Raw genomic sequence first — 15287 nt, 5'->3', positions numbered from 1 at the left:
CCGCTGTAAGAGCGGAACCATAAGCGGCCGTTACCGAAATAACGGATATGCCCCCCACCTCAAATCCACCCCAACCAACTCCAATACGTAGCCGCAAACACCAACATCAACCCATACCCAATCAACGTCACCAAAATCCCGACCTTGGCAAACTGCCGCGCGGTAAACGTGCCGGTCCCCAAACACACCATATTCTGCGGCGCATTGATGGGCAGGATAAACCCGTAGCTCATCACAAACCCCAGCAACATCGTCATCCCCAGCCGACTGAACTCCCCGGGCAACGTCTGCAACACCGCAATCAAAATCGGCAACAACGCCGAGGTCAACGCCGTGGCACTGGCAAACCCCAAATGAATCACGATCAAAAACACCCCCAGAATCGCAAACACCCCCAGCGGCCCCACCTGGTCCAACCCGGTATGCGCCACCACCTGCGACCCCAGCCACTGCCCCGCCTGGGTCGTCAGCAACGCCGTACCCAGGCTGATGCCAACCCCAAACACAATCACCGTGCCCCACGGAATCCGCGACTGCACATCCTTCCAGGTCATCACCCCGATCCCCGGCATCAGCAAGAACACCAGCCCGGCATACGTCGTTGAGGTCGTATCAAAGCTGTGCAACCGCCCCTCAGTCGCCCACGCCAGCAACAGCAACACCGACACCGTCAGCAAGCGCTTCTGCGGCCCCGTCATCGGCCCGATGTCCACCAGCGATTGCGCCACCGCCTCCTTGCCTCCGGGAATGCTGTCACTCTCCGGCGGCAGCAGCTTCAACACCAAAAACAACAACACCGCCGACATGATCAGCGCCCACGGCGCCCCAGCGATCAACCAGTCGATCCACGACACCCGCTGCCCCAGCATCTTGTCCATAAAGCCAACCGTCAGCAGGTTCTGCGCCGCCGCCGTCTGGATACCGACGTTCCAGATGCTCGTACCCTGGGCCACGACGATCATGATCCCGGCCGCAATATTCGAACGCTTGTCCACGCCAAACGCGGCAATCACCCCCATCATGATCGGCACCACACACGCACTGCGGGCCGTGGCGCTGGGCACCACCAGGCTCAAGAGGATGGTCACGGCAACTGCTCCGACGAGAATGCCCCGGGTGCTGGTACCCACGCGGGTCAGGGTGACCAACGCGATGCGCCGGTCCAGCCCGGTATGGGTCATGGCTGCGGCGATAAACAGCGCGCCGGCCACCAGCGCCAGCGCCGGGTTGGAAAACCCCGTCAACGCCATGCTGATGGCCGGGCTGGAACCGATCAGGTGCGTCGGGTCTTGCAGCGACGGCGCAGTGCCGAGCAAAAACGCCATCAACGAGGTGATCATGATCGCGCTGGCCTCGTAGGAGACCGCTTCGGTGATCCATACCACCACCGCAAACGCGAGGATCGCCAGCATCCGGTGCCCGGCCACCGGCAAGTCGGCCGGCAGCGGCAACAGCAGCACGCCGACCATCACCAGTACGCCGACCACCAGGCCCAGGGGCAACTTGAATGAAGCAGCTGTTGTTGCGGGGGCACTCATGGGGTTCTCCGTCGGCCGTGAAATCTGGCCCACAGCATGAGGCAAAGCGTCACGCCCGGTGTTGACGGGTATCAAGTGGCTAGGCCAATAACTGGGTCAACACCGCCCGCAACTTGCCGGGCTTGACCGGCTTATTCAGCAATGGCACGTCCAGGCGCTGCAATGCACGGCGGCATTGGTCGGTGCGGTCGGCGGTGATAATCACTGCCGGAATCCTGCAGCCAAAATGCTCGCGCAACTGGTGCACGACCTCACAGCCCACCACGCCATGGTCCAGGTGATAGTCCGCGAGAATCAGCTCCGGTGCCCTGCCCTGCAACGCAACCAGTGCGCCGGCCTGGTCGGTCGCAGTGACCACCTCGCAGCCCCACTGCCCAAGCAGCGCGCTCATGCTGTCGAGGATGCCGACTTCGTTATCCAGCACCAGCAGCCGCCTCCCCGGCAGCGGGTTGCCGGTGCTCGGTTGCGCGGCCACCACACTGATGGGCAGCGGCATGTCCTCGCTGATGGGGACTTCGATGCTGAACATCGAACCGCGCCCCGGCCACGAACGCACCGCCACCGGATAACCGAGGACCTCGGCGATACGCTCGACAATCGCCAACCCCAGTCCCACGCCCTTGCGGTCGGCGGCGCGGCCCACGTCCAGTTGATTGAACTCCAGGAAGATGGCGTCCAGACGGTCCGCCGCAATTCCGCGCCCGGTGTCCCACACCTCCAGGCGCAACCGCTCACCCCGGCGGCGGGCGCCCAACAGGATGGAGCCCGCGCTCGTGTAGCGGCAGGCGTTGCTGAGGAAATTGCGCAGGATCCGCGTCACCAGCCGCAGGTCGGTGTTGATTGCGTAATGGCCTGTACGCGCCCGCAGGTTCAGCCCGGACGCCGCGGCCACCGACTGGAATTCCGAGACCAGCGGTGCGAACAGTTCGTCGAGACGGTACAGGGCGATGTCCGGCTTGACCGCCGCTTGATCGAGTCGGGAAATGTCCAGCAAGTCGGTGAGCAAATCCTCGGCGCCTTCCAGGGCCTGATGGGTGCGCTCCACCAACACGTGTTCGACGCTGGGCAAGTTGCGCTCGCGCAGGGTGGAAATCAGCAAGCGTGCGGCATTGAGGGGTTGCAGCAGGTCATGACTGGCGGCGGCAAGGTATTTGTCCTTGCTGCGGTTGGCGGCCTGGGCGGCATCCCGGGCATCGCGCAAGTCCTGCTCGATCTTCTCGCGCTGGGCGATTTGCTGTTGCAGGTTGCGGTTGGCTTCCAGCAACTCGTCGGTACGCGCCGCGACCCGCTGTTCCAATTCGTCGTTGAGGCGGATGTAGCGATTGCGCTCGGCTTCCAGCTCGTCGAGGCGCGCGGTCAGTTCGGGGTAATGACTCTTGCGCGCCGAGTGGTTGCCCAGCCCCAGCAGCCCCGCGAGTGCCCGTTGCTGATCGTCAGAGAGCTTCGCCATAGACGACCTCGACGTCACGCTGGCTGGATTCACGCGGGTTGGTAAGGATGCACGGGTCGTGCATGGCGTGCTGCGACAGAAAGGGAATGTCCGCCACTCGAATCCCATGCAGGCCGAGGGTTTCATGGAAGCCGATCGCATGCTTCAACGCGATCAAATGGTCCACCAGCCGGCCGCAGATTTGCCGGTGGTTGAGGCCCCGGCAATCAATGCCGAAGGTCTCGGCAATCACCTTGAAACGCTCCGGTGCCGCGCTGTAGTTGAACGCCACCACATGTTCCACCAGCACCGCGTTGCACAGGCCATGGGGCAGGTCGAGAAAGCCGCCAAGGCTGTGGGACATGGCATGCACCGCGCCGAGGATCGCGTTGGAAAACGCCAGCCCGGCCTGCATGCTGCCCAGCATGATTTTCTCCCGCAGGGCGATGTCGCCGGGGTTGGCGATCATCTGCACCAGGTTGCCATTGATAAGACGCATGGCTTCCAGCGCGTGGGGGTCGGTCAGCGGGCCGTGGCCGGTGGACACGAAGGCCTCGATGGCATGCACCAGCGCGTCGATGCCGGTACAGGCCGAGAGAAACGGGTCCATGCTCGCCGTGGTTTCCGGGTCGATCAGTGAGACATCGGGCACCACCGCCTTGCTGACGATGGAGAACTTCATGCGCTCCTGTTGGTTGGAAATGATCACGAACTGCGAGACATCCGCCGAGGAACCCGCGGTGGTCGGGATCAGGATCAGCGGCGGGCTCGGCACGCGGATGGTGTCGACGCCTTCGAAGTCGAGGATGCTGCAGCCATGGGCGACCACGATGCCGATGGCCTTGCCGCAGTCCATCGGGCTGCCGCCACCGACGGCGACGATCACGTCGCAATGGTTTTCACGGTAGACCTCGGCGCCGAGCATCACCTCTTCAACCCGGGGGTTGGGCGAAACGGCGGTGTACAGGCAGTAGTCGATGCCGATCGCTTGCAGGCTGGCCTCGACATCGGCCACCCAGCCGACAGCAACCACGCCGGGATCACTCACCACCAACACCTTGCGCGCGCCAAAGGTCTTGGCGTAGTTGCCTACGTTGTGCCGGCAGCCGGCGCCAAAGATGATTTCAGGGGAAACGAATTTACGCAGGAGACTCAGGTTCGGGCTCATTGGTAAGCCTGTTTTTATTATTCTGGAAGATGCGCTCCACACTAACCCATCCGACACTGATTGCAATCAGACCAATGGGGGGCGCTGAAACCGCGACGTACGGCACGATCTACTACTTTGGTACTGATTCCCCTCTCTATCGTCGCATTCCCAAGGCATCGAGACTGGCATGTAATGGGCGCATGACCCTATGGATCGGACCTGCTTGAATAAGCAAAAATAATAAGGCGAACGTCCATGTACAAAATTCTGATAGCCGACGATCACCCACTGTTTCGCGAGGCGATCCACAACGTCATCAGCGACGGGTTCCCGGGCAGCGAAGTGATGGAAACCGGCGACCTGGACAGCGCCCTGGCCCTGAGCCAGGAGCACGACGACCTGGATCTGATCCTGCTGGACCTGAACATGCCGGGCATGCACGGCCTCAATGGCCTGATCAACCTGCGCAACGAGTCGCCGACGATTCCGGTGGTGATCGTGTCTGCCGAGCAGGACAAGCAGGTCGTGCTGCAAGCCATCACCTATGGCGCGGTGGGGTTTATCACCAAGTCCTCGCCCAGGCTGCAGATGACCGAGGCAATCCAACAGATTCTCAACGGCAATGTGTATTTGCCGCCGGAGATTATTCGCAGCCAGAAAATCGGCGGGCAACGTCGCATGAATGATTGCCTGGGGCTTGCGCCGGAGCTGCTGCAGGCCCTGACCCGCAAGCAATTGCTGGTGCTGGAGCGGATGACCAAGGGTGACTCGAACAAGCAGATCGCCTATAGCCTGGAGATTGCCGAGACCACGGTGAAGGCCCATGTCTCGGCAATCCTGCGCAAGTTGAACGTGCACAATCGGGTGCAGGCGATTCTCAGCGCCGGGGACATCGACTTTGGTGCCTACCTGCGGCGCTGATACCCGTAGGGGCGGGATGCTGACCGCATTTCAAGGCACCTGAATGAGGGCCCGAAACAGCATGCCCGCCGCCACCAGCACACACAGGGTGGCAAAACCCACCTGCAAGGTGCGCGCCTTGATCACCGAGCACAGGCGCCGCCCCGCCAACATGCCGACAATGCTCGAACCGATAAACACCCAGCCCATCGGCTCGATACTGACCCCGGCATGAAACGCGCCGATCACGCCGATCAACGAGATCAGGCTGATCACCATCAGCGAGGTGGCGACGATGCCGCGCATCTGCACATCGGTCAGTTGCTTGAACGCCGGTACGATCAGGAAGCCGCCGCCCACGCCGAGCAACCCCGAGACCGCACCGGTCACTGCGCCGAGTGCTGCCAGGGTGGCGGTGCATTTGGCGGTCCAGGAAAAGCGCCCGGTCTGCTGGTCGAGCATGCAGTTCTTCTGGCCCCACGACGCGGTGCCGTGGTCGCTCGGCCCGGCCTCAAGCTTCTCCCGTTGCAGCATGCGCCAGGCCACCAGCACCATCAGCGCACTGAACAGGCCCATCAGGACTTTCTCCGACATCTGGTGGGCGAAGAACACCCCCAGCGGCGAAAACAGCGCGCCGAGCAGCGCAATCAGCAGCGCCGCACGGTAGCGCACCAGGCCATGGCGCAAACCGTCGACAGCCCCCACGGCAGCGGCCGCGCCCACCGCGAACAACGACACGGGCGCGGCCTGGGTCATGGTCAACCCCAGCCCCAATACCAGGGCCGGGACACCAAGAATGCCGCCTCCGGCACCGGTCAAGCCCATGACCAACCCCATCAACACGCCCAGAAAACTTGCCAGCAGCATAGGGTTGCCTCAATCCACCTTGGCCAGACGGGTCAGCCACTCGCGGCCCTTGAGCATGCCGTTCCAGTAGAACCACGGCAGGAAACTCGCCTTGAGGAACCACGCCGAACGCCGCGCCACAGTCGGGTCGAGGGGAAAGGTCGGCAGCAACTTGCCGCCATAGCCGAACTCGGCCAGCACCACCTTACCCTTCTCCACGGTCAGCGGGCAGGAGCCATAGCCGTCGTACTTGAGGGGCAACGGTGCCTGTCTGCGCAGGGCCAGCAGGTTTTCCGCCACCACCACGATTTGCTTGCGCACCGCCGCGGCGGTCTTGGCGTTGGTGGTGGAACACACATCGCCCAGGCCGAAGATGTGCGGGTAGCGCAGGTGTTGCAGGCTCTGGGGATTCACTTCGCACCAGCCGGCGGCATCGGCCAGGGGGCTGTGGCGAATGAAGTCCGGCGAGACCTGTGGCGGGACGACGTGCAGCAGGTCGAAGGTTTTCTCTTCGACGCGCACATTGCCTTCGGCGTCCTTGATTTCGAACCAGGCCTTGCGCGCGGGGCCGTCGACCTTGACCAGGTTGGAGTTGAACGCCAGTTGGGCGGCGTACTTTTCAACGTACTTCATCAGCGGCGGGACGAAGGTGGCCACGCCAAACAAGGCGGCACCGGCCAGGTTGAATTCGACCTTGATGTTTTTCAGGTCACCCTGCTTGAGCCAGTGATCGCACGACAGGTACATGGCCTTTTGCGGGGCGCCGGCGCATTTGATCGGCATGGTCGGCTGGGTGAACAGCGCCTTGCCATTTTTGAGTTGCTGCACCAGCTGCCAGGTGTAGGCGGCGTGTTCATAGCTGTAGTTGGACGTCACGCCATGCTGGCCGAGGGTCTCTTGCAGGCCTTCGATCTTTTCCCAGGCCAGGCGCAGGCCCGGGCACACGATGAGGTTCTTCCAGCTGACGCGCTGGCCGCTGTCGAGCACCAGGGTTTGCTCGTCGGGCAGTAATTCGCTGACCGCGGCCTGGATCCAGGTGACGCCGTTGGGCAGCACGTCGGCCATGGGGCGCACGGTCCTGGTAACGTCATAAGCCCCACCGCCCACCAGGGTCCAGGCCGGCTGGTAGTAGTGGTGGTCGCTGGGCTCGATCAGGATGATGTTCAGGTGCGGGTCGCGCTTGAGCAGGCTGGCCAGCAGGCCGATGCCTGCCGAGCCGCCACCGATGACAACGATATCGCCACTGATGGTAGGTCCCCAGTGTTGGTCGTTCATGGTCTATGGCCTTTTTCAGTTAATGCACGCAAGGGTCGTTGCCGTATGGCACCACGCCCTAGCTGTTTGCCACCACGATGCCATCCTTTGCCTCGGGTCCTTTAATTCACTTAAGCTCACAAGGTTATGTGGAAACCTAACTGAATGTAAGTCGCCATTAGCTATCTGGGAAACCCGTCATGTCAGTGTTGATTCAATCCTTTCTGGACGAGGCGTCGTCGACCTACACCTACGTCGTCTATGAAACGGACGGTGGCCCATGCGCCATCGTTGATTCGGTGCTCAACTACGACCCGGCCTCCGGACGCACCGGCACCGGCCAGGCGGACAAGGTGATCGCGTTTGTGCGCGAGCATGGCTTGCAGGTGCAGTGGTTGCTGGAAACCCACGCCCATGCGGATCATCTGTCGGCTGCGCCTTATTTGCGTCGCCAGCTGGGGGGCAAGATCGCGATTGGCCAGTCCATCAGCAAGGTGCAGGGAGTGTTCAAGAACCTGTTCAACCTGGAGCCGGAGTTTCGGGTGGATGGGTCGCAGTTCGACCATCTGTTTGCGCCGGATGAGGTGTTTCACATCGGCAACCTGAAGGCCCAGGCGCTGCATGTGCCGGGGCACACGCCGGCGGATATGGCTTACCTGATTGATGACCAGTTGATTCTGGTGGGCGACACGCTGTTCATGCCGGACGTGGGCACGGCGCGCTGCGATTTCCCTGGTGGGGATGCGCGCCAGCTGTATGGGTCGATGCGCAAGTTGTTGGCCTTCGCGCCTGAAACCCGCCTTTATGTGTGCCATGACTATCCGCCCGAAGGACGCGCAGCCAAGTGCCTGACCACGGTGGCTGAACAGCGGGCGGGGAATATTCATGTGCATGACGGGGTGGATGAGGCGGCGTTTGTCGAGATGCGCACCACGCGGGATGCCGGGTTGGGCATGCCGACGCTGTTGTTGCCGGCGATTCAGGTGAATGTGCGGGCCGGGGTGATGCCGCCGGCGGAAGGAAATGGGGTGGTTTATTTGAAGATTCCCCTCAACCAGCTTTGAAATGCACTACAAAATGTGGGAGCGGGCTTGCTCGCGAATGCGGTGTATCAGTCTATATTTTCGGTGACTGACACTCCCCATTCGCGAGCAAGCCCGCTCCCACATTTGTTTTGTGTCGTTCGTTAGCCGAGGTTGATGCCGTTAGCCGGTAGCGGCAGCGCGGTTTTGTAGCGCACTTGCTTGAGGGCAAAGCTGGAGCGGATGTTGGCGACACCCGGGACTTTGGTCAGGAAGTCCATCATGAAACGCTCCAGGGACTGGATGGTCGGCACCAGCACCCGAATCAGATAATCGGGGTCGCCGGCCATCAGGTAGCACTCCATCACTTCGGGGCGATCCGAAATCGCCCCTTCGAATTGCTGCAATGCCAGTTCGTTCTGCTTTTCCAGGCTGACGTGGATGAACACATTGACGTGCAGCCCCAGCAGGTCGGCGTCCAGCAGCGTCACCTGGTCGCGAATCAGCCCCAGTTCTTCCATGGCCTTGACCCGGTTGAAACACGGCGTGGGCGACAGGTTGACCGAGCGGGCCAGGTCGGCGTTGGTGATGCGGGCGTTCTCCTGAAGGGCGTTCAGAATGCCGATATCGATACGGTCCAGTTTGCGCATGAGACAAAACCACCTGTTTATTATGTTTATGCAGTTTTTTTATCCCCAAATGATCTCCAACGCAACGAAACAGAGATAAATATTCTCCTGAGCCGAGCCTATGATTGTTGTAGGACAAGATTTCTTCTACCCGAAGAAGGACTGTCAGCTACCGCGCCCACTACAAGAAATTCACAAGATAGAGCGTAGAAAGCCATGACTCAGCAGTACGAACCACTGCGCCTGCACGTTCCCGAACCCTCGGGCCGCCCAGGCTGCAAGACCGACTTTACCTACCTGCGCCTGACTGACGCTGGCCTGGTGCGCAAACCCCCAATCGACGTAGAACCCGCCGACACCGCCGACCTGGCCAAGGGCCTGATTCGCGTGCTCGACGATCAGGGCCAGGCCCTCGGCCCATGGGCTGAAGGCGTGCCGGTGGAGATTCTGCGCAAGGGCATGCGCGCCATGCTCAAGACGCGGATCTTCGACAACCGCATGGTGGTCGCCCAGCGTCAGAAGAAGATGTCGTTCTACATGCAGAGCCTCGGCGAAGAAGCCATCGGCAGCGCCCAGGCCCTGGCCTTGAACATCGACGACATGTGCTTCCCCACCTACCGCCAGCAAAGCATCCTGATGGCCCGGGAAGTGCCGCTGGTAGACCTGATCTGCCAACTGCTGTCCAACGAGCGCGACCCGCTCAAGGGCCGCCAGTTGCCGATCATGTACTCGGTAAAAGATGCCGGCTTCTTCACGATTTCCGGCAACCTGGCCACCCAATTCGTACAAGGCGTGGGCTGGGGCATGGCCTCGGCCATCAAGGGCGATACCAAGATTGCCTCAGCCTGGATCGGCGACGGCGCCACCGCTGAATCCGACTTCCACACCGCCCTCACCTTCGCCCACGTGTACCGGGCACCCGTGATTCTTAACGTAGTGAACAACCAGTGGGCGATCTCCACCTTCCAGGCCATTGCCGGCGGTGAAGCCACGACCTTTGCCGGACGCGGCGTGGGTTGCGGCATCGCCTCCCTGCGGGTGGACGGCAACGACTTTGTCGCGGTGTACGCCGCCTCCGCCTGGGCCGCCGAACGTGCCCGCCGCAACCTGGGCCCGACCCTGATCGAATGGGTGACCTACCGTGCCGGCCCGCACTCCACCTCCGATGACCCGTCCAAATACCGTCCCGCCGACGACTGGAGCCACTTCCCGCTGGGCGACCCGATCGCCCGCCTCAAGCAGCACCTGATCAAGATTGGTCAGTGGTCCGAAGAGGAACACGCGGCGGTCAGTGCCGAACTTGAAGCCGAAGTGCTCAAGGCCCAGAAAGAAGCCGAACAGTACGGCACCCTGGCCGGTGGCCAGATTCCAAGCGCCGCGACCATGTTCGAAGACGTTTATAAAGAGATGCCGGAGCACTTGAAGCGCCAGCGTCAAGAGTTGGGGATCTGACATGAACGATCACAACAACAATATCGAGCTGGAAACCGCCATGACCACCACGACCATGACCATGATCCAGGCCTTGCGCTCGGCCATGGATGTGATGCTTGAGCGAGACGACAATGTGGTGGTGTTCGGCCAGGACGTCGGTTACTTCGGCGGCGTGTTCCGTTGCACCGAAGGCTTGCAGAACAAGTACGGCACCTCGCGGGTGTTCGACGCACCGATCTCCGAAAGCGGGATCGTCGGCGTGGCGGTCGGCATGGGCGCCTATGGCCTGCGGCCGGTGGCCGAGATTCAGTTCGCCGACTACGTGTACCCTGCCACCGACCAGATCATTTCCGAAGCCGCCCGCCTGCGTTATCGCTCGGCCGGCCAGTTCACTGCACCGCTGACCATGCGCATGCCCTGCGGCGGCGGCATCTACGGCGGCCAGACCCACAGCCAGAGTATTGAAGCGGTGTTCACCCAGGTCTGCGGCCTGCGCACGGTGATGCCGTCCAATCCGTACGACGCCAAGGGCCTGCTGATCGCCTCCATCGAAAACGATGACCCGGTGATCTTCCTCGAACCCAAGCGCCTGTATAACGGCCCGTTCGACGGCCACCACGACCGCCCGGTAACCCCGTGGTCGAAACACCCGCAAGCGCAGGTGCCGGACGGTTACTACACCGTGCCGCTGGATGTGGCCGCCATCGCCCGCCCGGGCAAGGACGTGACCATCCTCACCTACGGCACCACGGTGTATGTGTCGCAAGTCGCCGCCGAAGAAACCGGCATCGACGCCGAAGTCATCGACCTGCGCAGCCTGTGGCCGCTGGACCTGGAAACCATCGTCAATTCCGTGAAGAAAACCCGTCGCTGCGTGATCGTTCACGAAGCCACCCGTACCTGCGGGTTCGGCGCCGAGCTGGTGGCGCTGGTGCAGGAGCATTGCTTCCACTACCTGGAAGCGCCGATCGAGCGCGTCACCGGTTGGGATACCCCGTATCCCCACGCGCAAGAGTGGGCGTATTTCCCTGGCCCGACCCGTGTGGGCGCGGCTTTGCATCGGGTTATGGAGGTCTGAATGGGCACGCACGTTATCAAGATGCCGGACATTGGCGAAGGCATCGCAGAAGTTGAATTGTCGGTATGGCACGTCAAGGTCGGCGACCTGGTGGTAGAAGACCAGGTGCTGGCGGACGTGATGACCGACAAGGCCATGGTGGACATTCCGTCGCCGGTGCACGGCAAGGTGATTTCCCTCGGCGGCGAGCCGGGGGAAGTCATGGCGGTGGGCAGTGTTTTGATCAGTATCGAAGTGGAAGGCGCGGGCAATACCAGGGAGTCGGCGTTGTCGGCGGTGGTTGAAGAGGTCGCGCCGGCACCGGCTCCTGCACCGAAAGTCGAAGCCAGGGCCGCGCCGGTGGTTGAACCCAAGCCGGCAGCCAAACCTGCGGTGGCGGCTGCGCAAGCGCCCGTGGCCCGCGAGGCCGATGACCGCCCGCTGGCCTCCCCGGCCGTGCGCAAACATGCGCTGGATGCTGGCATCCAGCTACGACTGGTCCAGGGCTCCGGCCCGGCCGGCCGGATTCTGCATGAAGATCTGGACGCTTACTTGCTCCAGGGTCCGGCGAAAAATTCCGGGGCCTCCAACCCGAACGCCGAACGCAACGACGAGCAGCAAATCCCGGTGATCGGCATGCGCCGCAAGATCGCCCAGCGCATGCAGGACGCCACCCGGCGCGCCGCGCATTTCAGCTATGTGGAAGAGATCGACGTCACGGCCCTCGATGAGTTGCGCGTGCACCTCAACGAGAAACACGGCGCTACCCGCGGCAAGCTGACCCTGCTGCCGTTCCTGGTGCGGGCCATGGTCGTCGCATTGCGCGACTATCCGCAGATCAACGCGCGTTATGACGACGAAGCCCAGGTCATCACCCGCCTCGGTGCGGTGCATGTGGGTGTCGCCACCCAGAGCGATGTCGGCCTGATGGTGCCGGTGGTGCGTCACGCCGAAGCCCGCGACCTGTGGGGCACGGCGCAAGAAATCAATCGCTTGGCGAATGCGGCGCGCAATGGCAAGGCCAGTCGCGATGAGCTGTCGGGCTCGAGCATCACCCTGACCAGCCTCGGTGCGTTGGGCGGGATTGTCAGCACCCCGGTGCTGAACCTGCCGGAAGTGGCCATCGTCGGGGTCAACCGCATTGTCGAGCGGCCGATGGTGATCAAGGGCCAGATTGTGATCCGCAAGATGATGAACCTCTCCAGCTCCTTCGATCACCGGGTGGTCGATGGCATGGACGCGGCGCAATTCATCCAGGCCATCCGTGGCCTGCTCGAACAACCCGCCAGCCTGTTCCTGGAGTAACCCATGTCTCAAACATTGCACACCACGCTGCTGATCATCGGCGGCGGGCCTGGCGGTTACGTGGCAGCGATTCGCGCCGGCCAGCTGGGCATCCCGACCATCCTGGTGGAAGGCCAATCGCTGGGCGGCACCTGCCTGAACATCGGCTGCATTCCGTCCAAGGCGCTGATCCATGTCGCCGAACAGTTCCAGCAAACCGTGCACCACAGCCAGGGTTCGCCGTTGGGTATCGAAGTCGATGTGCCGACCCTGGACATCGGCAAAAGCGTTGAATGGAAAGACGGCATCGTTGACCGCCTGACCACCGGCGTAGCCGCGCTGCTGAAAAAACACAAGGTCCAGGTCATCCAGGGCTGGGCCAAGGTCGTGGACGGCAAGACCGTCGATGTCGGCGACCAGCGCATCCAGTGTGAACACCTGTTGCTGGCCACCGGCTCGAAAAGTGTCAACCTGCCGATGCTGCCGATTGGCGGGCCGATCATCTCCTCCACCGAAGCCCTGGCGCCGAAACGCATCCCGAAACGCTTGATCGTGGTGGGCGGCGGCTACATTGGCCTGGAATTGGGGATTGCCTATCGCAAGCTCGGTGCCGAGGTCAGCGTGGTTGAGGCCCAGGACCGGATTTTGCCGGCCTACGACGCCGAACTGACCCAACCGGTGGCCGAATCCCTGAAGCAACTGGGGGGGAAGGTGTTCCTCAAACACAGCGTCACCGGTTTTGAGCACAACACCCTGCAAGTGCGCGACCCCAGCGGCGAGACGCTGTCGCTGGAAACCGACCAGGTGTTGGTTGCCGTTGGTCGCAAACCCAACACCCAGGGCTGGAACCTCGAAGCCTTGAACCTGGACATGAACGGTTCGGCGATCAAGATCGACAGCCGCTGCCAGACCAGCATGCGCAATGTGTGGGCCATCGGCGACCTCAGCGGTGAACCGATGCTCGCCCACCGGGCCATGGCCCAGGGCGAAATGGTCGCCGAACTGATCAGCGGTAAATCCCGCGAATTCAACCCGGCCGCGATCCCGGCGGTGTGCTTCACCGACCCGGAACTGGTAGTGGTCGGCAAGACCCCGGACGAAGCCAGGGCGGCCGGGCTGGACTGCATCGTGTCGAGCTTCCCGTTCGCCGCCAATGGCCGGGCCATGACCCTGGAGTCGAAAACCGGCTTCGTGCGGGTAGTGGCGCGCCGCGACAATCACCTGATCGTCGGCTGGCAGGCGGTAGGCGTTGGCGTCTCGGAACTGTCCACGGCCTTCGGCCTGAGCCTGGAAATGGGTTCACGCCTGGAAGACGTGGCGGGCACCATCCACGCCCACCCGACCCTCGGCGAAGCGGTACAGGAAGCAGCCCTGCGGGCCCTGGGGCATGCATTGCACCTATAAAATGGCGAAGTTCAAATGTGGGAGCGGGCTTGCTCGCGAAAGCGGTGGATCAGCACCGAATGCATCGAATGACACGCCGCATTCGCGAGCAAGCCCGCTCCCACACAAGCCAAGAATGAAGTATTGTTGCGCCCATCCAGAAATAAACCATAAGCCTGCCTTCGACCAGGCGGTTGACAAAAGATAGAGGGTGTCATGGGTAACGAAAGCATCAATTGGGACAAGCTGGGTTTTGACTACATCAAGACCGACAAGCGTTTCCTCCAGACCTGGAAAGACGGCGAGTGGCAAAAAGGCACCCTGACCGACGACAACGTGCTGCACATCAGCGAGGGCTCCACCGCCCTGCACTACGGCCAGCAATGCTTTGAAGGCCTCAAGGCCTACCGCTGCAAGGACGGTTCGATCAACCTGTTCCGCCCCGACCAGAATGCCGCGCGCATGCAGCGCAGCTGTGGCCGCCTGCTGATGCCACAAGTGCCGACCGACGCCTTCATCGAAGCCTGCAAGGAAGTGGTCCGCGCCAACGAGCGGTTCATCCCGCCGTACGGCACCGGCGGCGCGCTGTACCTGCGCCCGTTCGTGATCGGCACCGGTGACAACATCGGCGTGCGCACCGCGCCGGAATTCATCTTCTCGATCTTCTGCATCCCGGTCGGCGCCTACTTCAAGGGCGGCCTGACCCCGCACAACTTCCTGATCTCCGGTTACGACCGTGCGGCTCCCAACGGCACCGGCGCAGCCAAGGTCGGTGGCAACTACGCCGCCAGCCTGATGCCCGGTTCCCTGGCGAAAAAAGCCAACTTCGCCGACTGCATCTACCTCGACCCGGCCACCCACTCGAAGATCGAAGAAGTCGGCTCGGCCAACTTCTTCGGGATCACCCACGACAACAAGTTCGTCACCCCGAACTCGCCGTCGGTGTTGCCAGGCATCACCCGCCTGTCGCTGATCGAGCTGGCAAAATCGCGCCTGGGCCTGGAAGTGGTTGAAGGCGACGTGCTGATCGACAAGCTGTCGGACTTCAAGGAAGCCGGCGCCTGCGGCACCGCCGCCGTGATCACCCCGATCGGCGGCATCGAGTACAAAGACAAGCTGCACGTGTTCTACAGCGAAAAAGAAGTCGGCCCGGTCACCCAGAAGCTCTACAAAGAGCTGACTGGCGTACAGTCCGGCGACGTCGAAGCGCCTGAGGGCTGGATCGTCAAGGTCTAAGCAACACTGCAAAACCAAACTGTGGGAGCGGGCTTGCTCGCGAATACGGAGTGTCAGTCGACAGATTTATTGACTGATCCACCGCATTCGCGAGCAAGCCCGCTCCCACATTTTGATTTCAGTGT

The 15287-nt window shown here is 62.2% G+C and carries 13 protein-coding genes; 7 read left to right on the top strand and 6 right to left on the bottom strand.

From position 1 onward, the window contains the following. Positions 1–59 precede the first annotated feature (59 nt). The 3 genes from HX815_RS29970 to ercA all read right to left on the bottom strand — a co-directional run bounded on the left by HX815_RS29970 (position 60) and on the right by ercA (position 4135). Complete coding sequence (locus tag HX815_RS29970) at positions 60–1538, bottom strand: DASS family sodium-coupled anion symporter (protein WP_008434472.1); 1479 nt, start codon at positions 1536–1538, stop codon at positions 60–62. 79 nt (positions 1539–1617) lie between these two features. Then, positions 1618–2988, bottom strand: coding sequence for a hybrid sensor histidine kinase/response regulator (locus tag HX815_RS29965; RefSeq protein ID WP_003207799.1), 1371 nt, complete (start codon positions 2986–2988; stop codon positions 1618–1620). Further along, positions 2972–4135, bottom strand: coding sequence for an alcohol dehydrogenase-like regulatory protein ErcA (ercA, locus tag HX815_RS29960; protein ID WP_003207798.1), 1164 nt, complete (start codon positions 4133–4135; stop codon positions 2972–2974). The genes HX815_RS29965 and ercA overlap by 17 nt, the downstream gene beginning before the upstream one ends. A 237-nt stretch (positions 4136–4372) precedes the next feature. Here ercA and HX815_RS29955 point away from each other — a divergent pair, with 237 nt between their 5' ends. Continuing rightward, the gene (locus HX815_RS29955) at positions 4373–5038 is read left to right on the top strand and encodes a response regulator transcription factor (RefSeq protein ID WP_063028558.1); all 666 of its coding nucleotides are present in this window, start codon (positions 4373–4375) and stop codon (positions 5036–5038) included. A 30-nt stretch (positions 5039–5068) separates the two neighbouring features. On the opposite strand, the gene HX815_RS29950 is transcribed toward HX815_RS29955, so the two are convergent. Continuing rightward, positions 5069–5884 (bottom strand): sulfite exporter TauE/SafE family protein, encoded by an 816-nt coding sequence (locus HX815_RS29950; protein WP_003207794.1) that lies wholly within the window; start codon positions 5882–5884, stop codon positions 5069–5071. 9 nt (positions 5885–5893) lie between these two features. Continuing rightward, a complete protein-coding gene (locus tag HX815_RS29945) occupies positions 5894–7138 on the bottom strand; it encodes an FAD/NAD(P)-binding oxidoreductase (RefSeq protein ID WP_177029416.1) in 1245 nt (414 codons plus the stop codon). Between the two features lie 179 nt (positions 7139–7317). Between HX815_RS29945 and HX815_RS29940 the strand changes: the two genes are divergently transcribed. Next, on the top strand, positions 7318–8181 hold the full coding sequence (locus HX815_RS29940) for an MBL fold metallo-hydrolase (RefSeq protein ID WP_177029415.1): 864 nt from the start codon (positions 7318–7320) through the stop codon (positions 8179–8181). 122 nt (positions 8182–8303) lie between these two features. On the opposite strand, the gene bkdR is transcribed toward HX815_RS29940, so the two are convergent. Then, positions 8304–8789: a Bkd operon transcriptional regulator BkdR gene (gene bkdR, locus HX815_RS29935; protein WP_003212855.1), complete on the bottom strand. Its 486-nt coding sequence runs from the start codon at positions 8787–8789 to the stop codon at positions 8304–8306. A gap of 195 nt (positions 8790–8984) precedes the next feature. On the opposite strand from bkdR, the gene HX815_RS29930 reads away from it, so the two are divergent. The 5 genes from HX815_RS29930 (at position 8985) to HX815_RS29910 (ending at position 15162) form a co-directional block, all read left to right on the top strand. Next, positions 8985–10220 (top strand): 3-methyl-2-oxobutanoate dehydrogenase (2-methylpropanoyl-transferring) subunit alpha, encoded by a 1236-nt coding sequence (locus tag HX815_RS29930; RefSeq protein ID WP_003212857.1) that lies wholly within the window; start codon positions 8985–8987, stop codon positions 10218–10220. 1 nt (position 10221) lies between these two features. Beyond that, positions 10222–11280, top strand: a complete 1059-nt coding sequence (locus tag HX815_RS29925) for an alpha-ketoacid dehydrogenase subunit beta (RefSeq protein WP_003212859.1) — start codon at positions 10222–10224, stop codon at positions 11278–11280. Continuing rightward, positions 11281–12564: a dihydrolipoamide acetyltransferase family protein gene (locus tag HX815_RS29920; RefSeq protein ID WP_177029414.1), complete on the top strand. Its 1284-nt coding sequence runs from the start codon at positions 11281–11283 to the stop codon at positions 12562–12564. 3 nt (positions 12565–12567) lie between these two features. Further along, complete coding sequence (gene lpdA / locus HX815_RS29915) at positions 12568–13947, top strand: dihydrolipoyl dehydrogenase (RefSeq protein WP_177029413.1); 1380 nt, start codon at positions 12568–12570, stop codon at positions 13945–13947. Between the two features lie 195 nt (positions 13948–14142). Then, complete coding sequence (locus tag HX815_RS29910) at positions 14143–15162, top strand: branched-chain amino acid aminotransferase (RefSeq protein WP_003212864.1); 1020 nt, start codon at positions 14143–14145, stop codon at positions 15160–15162. Positions 15163–15287: the final 125 nt, after the last annotated feature.

This window comes from Pseudomonas sp. E6002 (assembly GCF_013385565.1).
In the GTDB taxonomy this organism is placed as follows: Bacteria; Pseudomonadota; Gammaproteobacteria; order Pseudomonadales; family Pseudomonadaceae; genus Aquipseudomonas.
The sequence above is the reverse complement of the archived record's forward strand: the minus strand, read 5'-3'. Positions and strand labels throughout refer to the sequence as shown.

Bases quoted from the DNA above. Each gene is read 5' to 3' on its own strand.
- HX815_RS29920 (WP_177029414.1), top strand. From the start codon at position 11,281: ATGGGCACGCACGTTATCAAGATGCCGGACATTGGCGAAGGCATCGCA.
- bkdR (WP_003212855.1), bottom strand. From the start codon at position 8,789: ATGCGCAAACTGGACCGTATCGATATCGGCATTCTGAACGCCCTTCAG.
- HX815_RS29965 (WP_003207799.1), bottom strand. From the start codon at position 2,988: ATGGCGAAGCTCTCTGACGATCAGCAACGGGCACTCGCGGGGCTGCTG.
- lpdA (WP_177029413.1), top strand. From the start codon at position 12,568: ATGTCTCAAACATTGCACACCACGCTGCTGATCATCGGCGGCGGGCCT.
- HX815_RS29955 (WP_063028558.1), top strand. From the start codon at position 4,373: ATGTACAAAATTCTGATAGCCGACGATCACCCACTGTTTCGCGAGGCG.
- HX815_RS29970 (WP_008434472.1), bottom strand. From the start codon at position 1,538: ATGAGTGCCCCCGCAACAACAGCTGCTTCATTCAAGTTGCCCCTGGGC.
- HX815_RS29940 (WP_177029415.1), top strand. From the start codon at position 7,318: ATGTCAGTGTTGATTCAATCCTTTCTGGACGAGGCGTCGTCGACCTAC.
- HX815_RS29910 (WP_003212864.1), top strand. From the start codon at position 14,143: ATGGGTAACGAAAGCATCAATTGGGACAAGCTGGGTTTTGACTACATC.
- HX815_RS29945 (WP_177029416.1), bottom strand. From the start codon at position 7,138: ATGAACGACCAACACTGGGGACCTACCATCAGTGGCGATATCGTTGTC.
- HX815_RS29950 (WP_003207794.1), bottom strand. From the start codon at position 5,884: ATGCTGCTGGCAAGTTTTCTGGGCGTGTTGATGGGGTTGGTCATGGGC.
- HX815_RS29930 (WP_003212857.1), top strand. From the start codon at position 8,985: ATGACTCAGCAGTACGAACCACTGCGCCTGCACGTTCCCGAACCCTCG.
- HX815_RS29925 (WP_003212859.1), top strand. From the start codon at position 10,222: ATGAACGATCACAACAACAATATCGAGCTGGAAACCGCCATGACCACC.
- ercA (WP_003207798.1), bottom strand. From the start codon at position 4,135: ATGAGCCCGAACCTGAGTCTCCTGCGTAAATTCGTTTCCCCTGAAATC.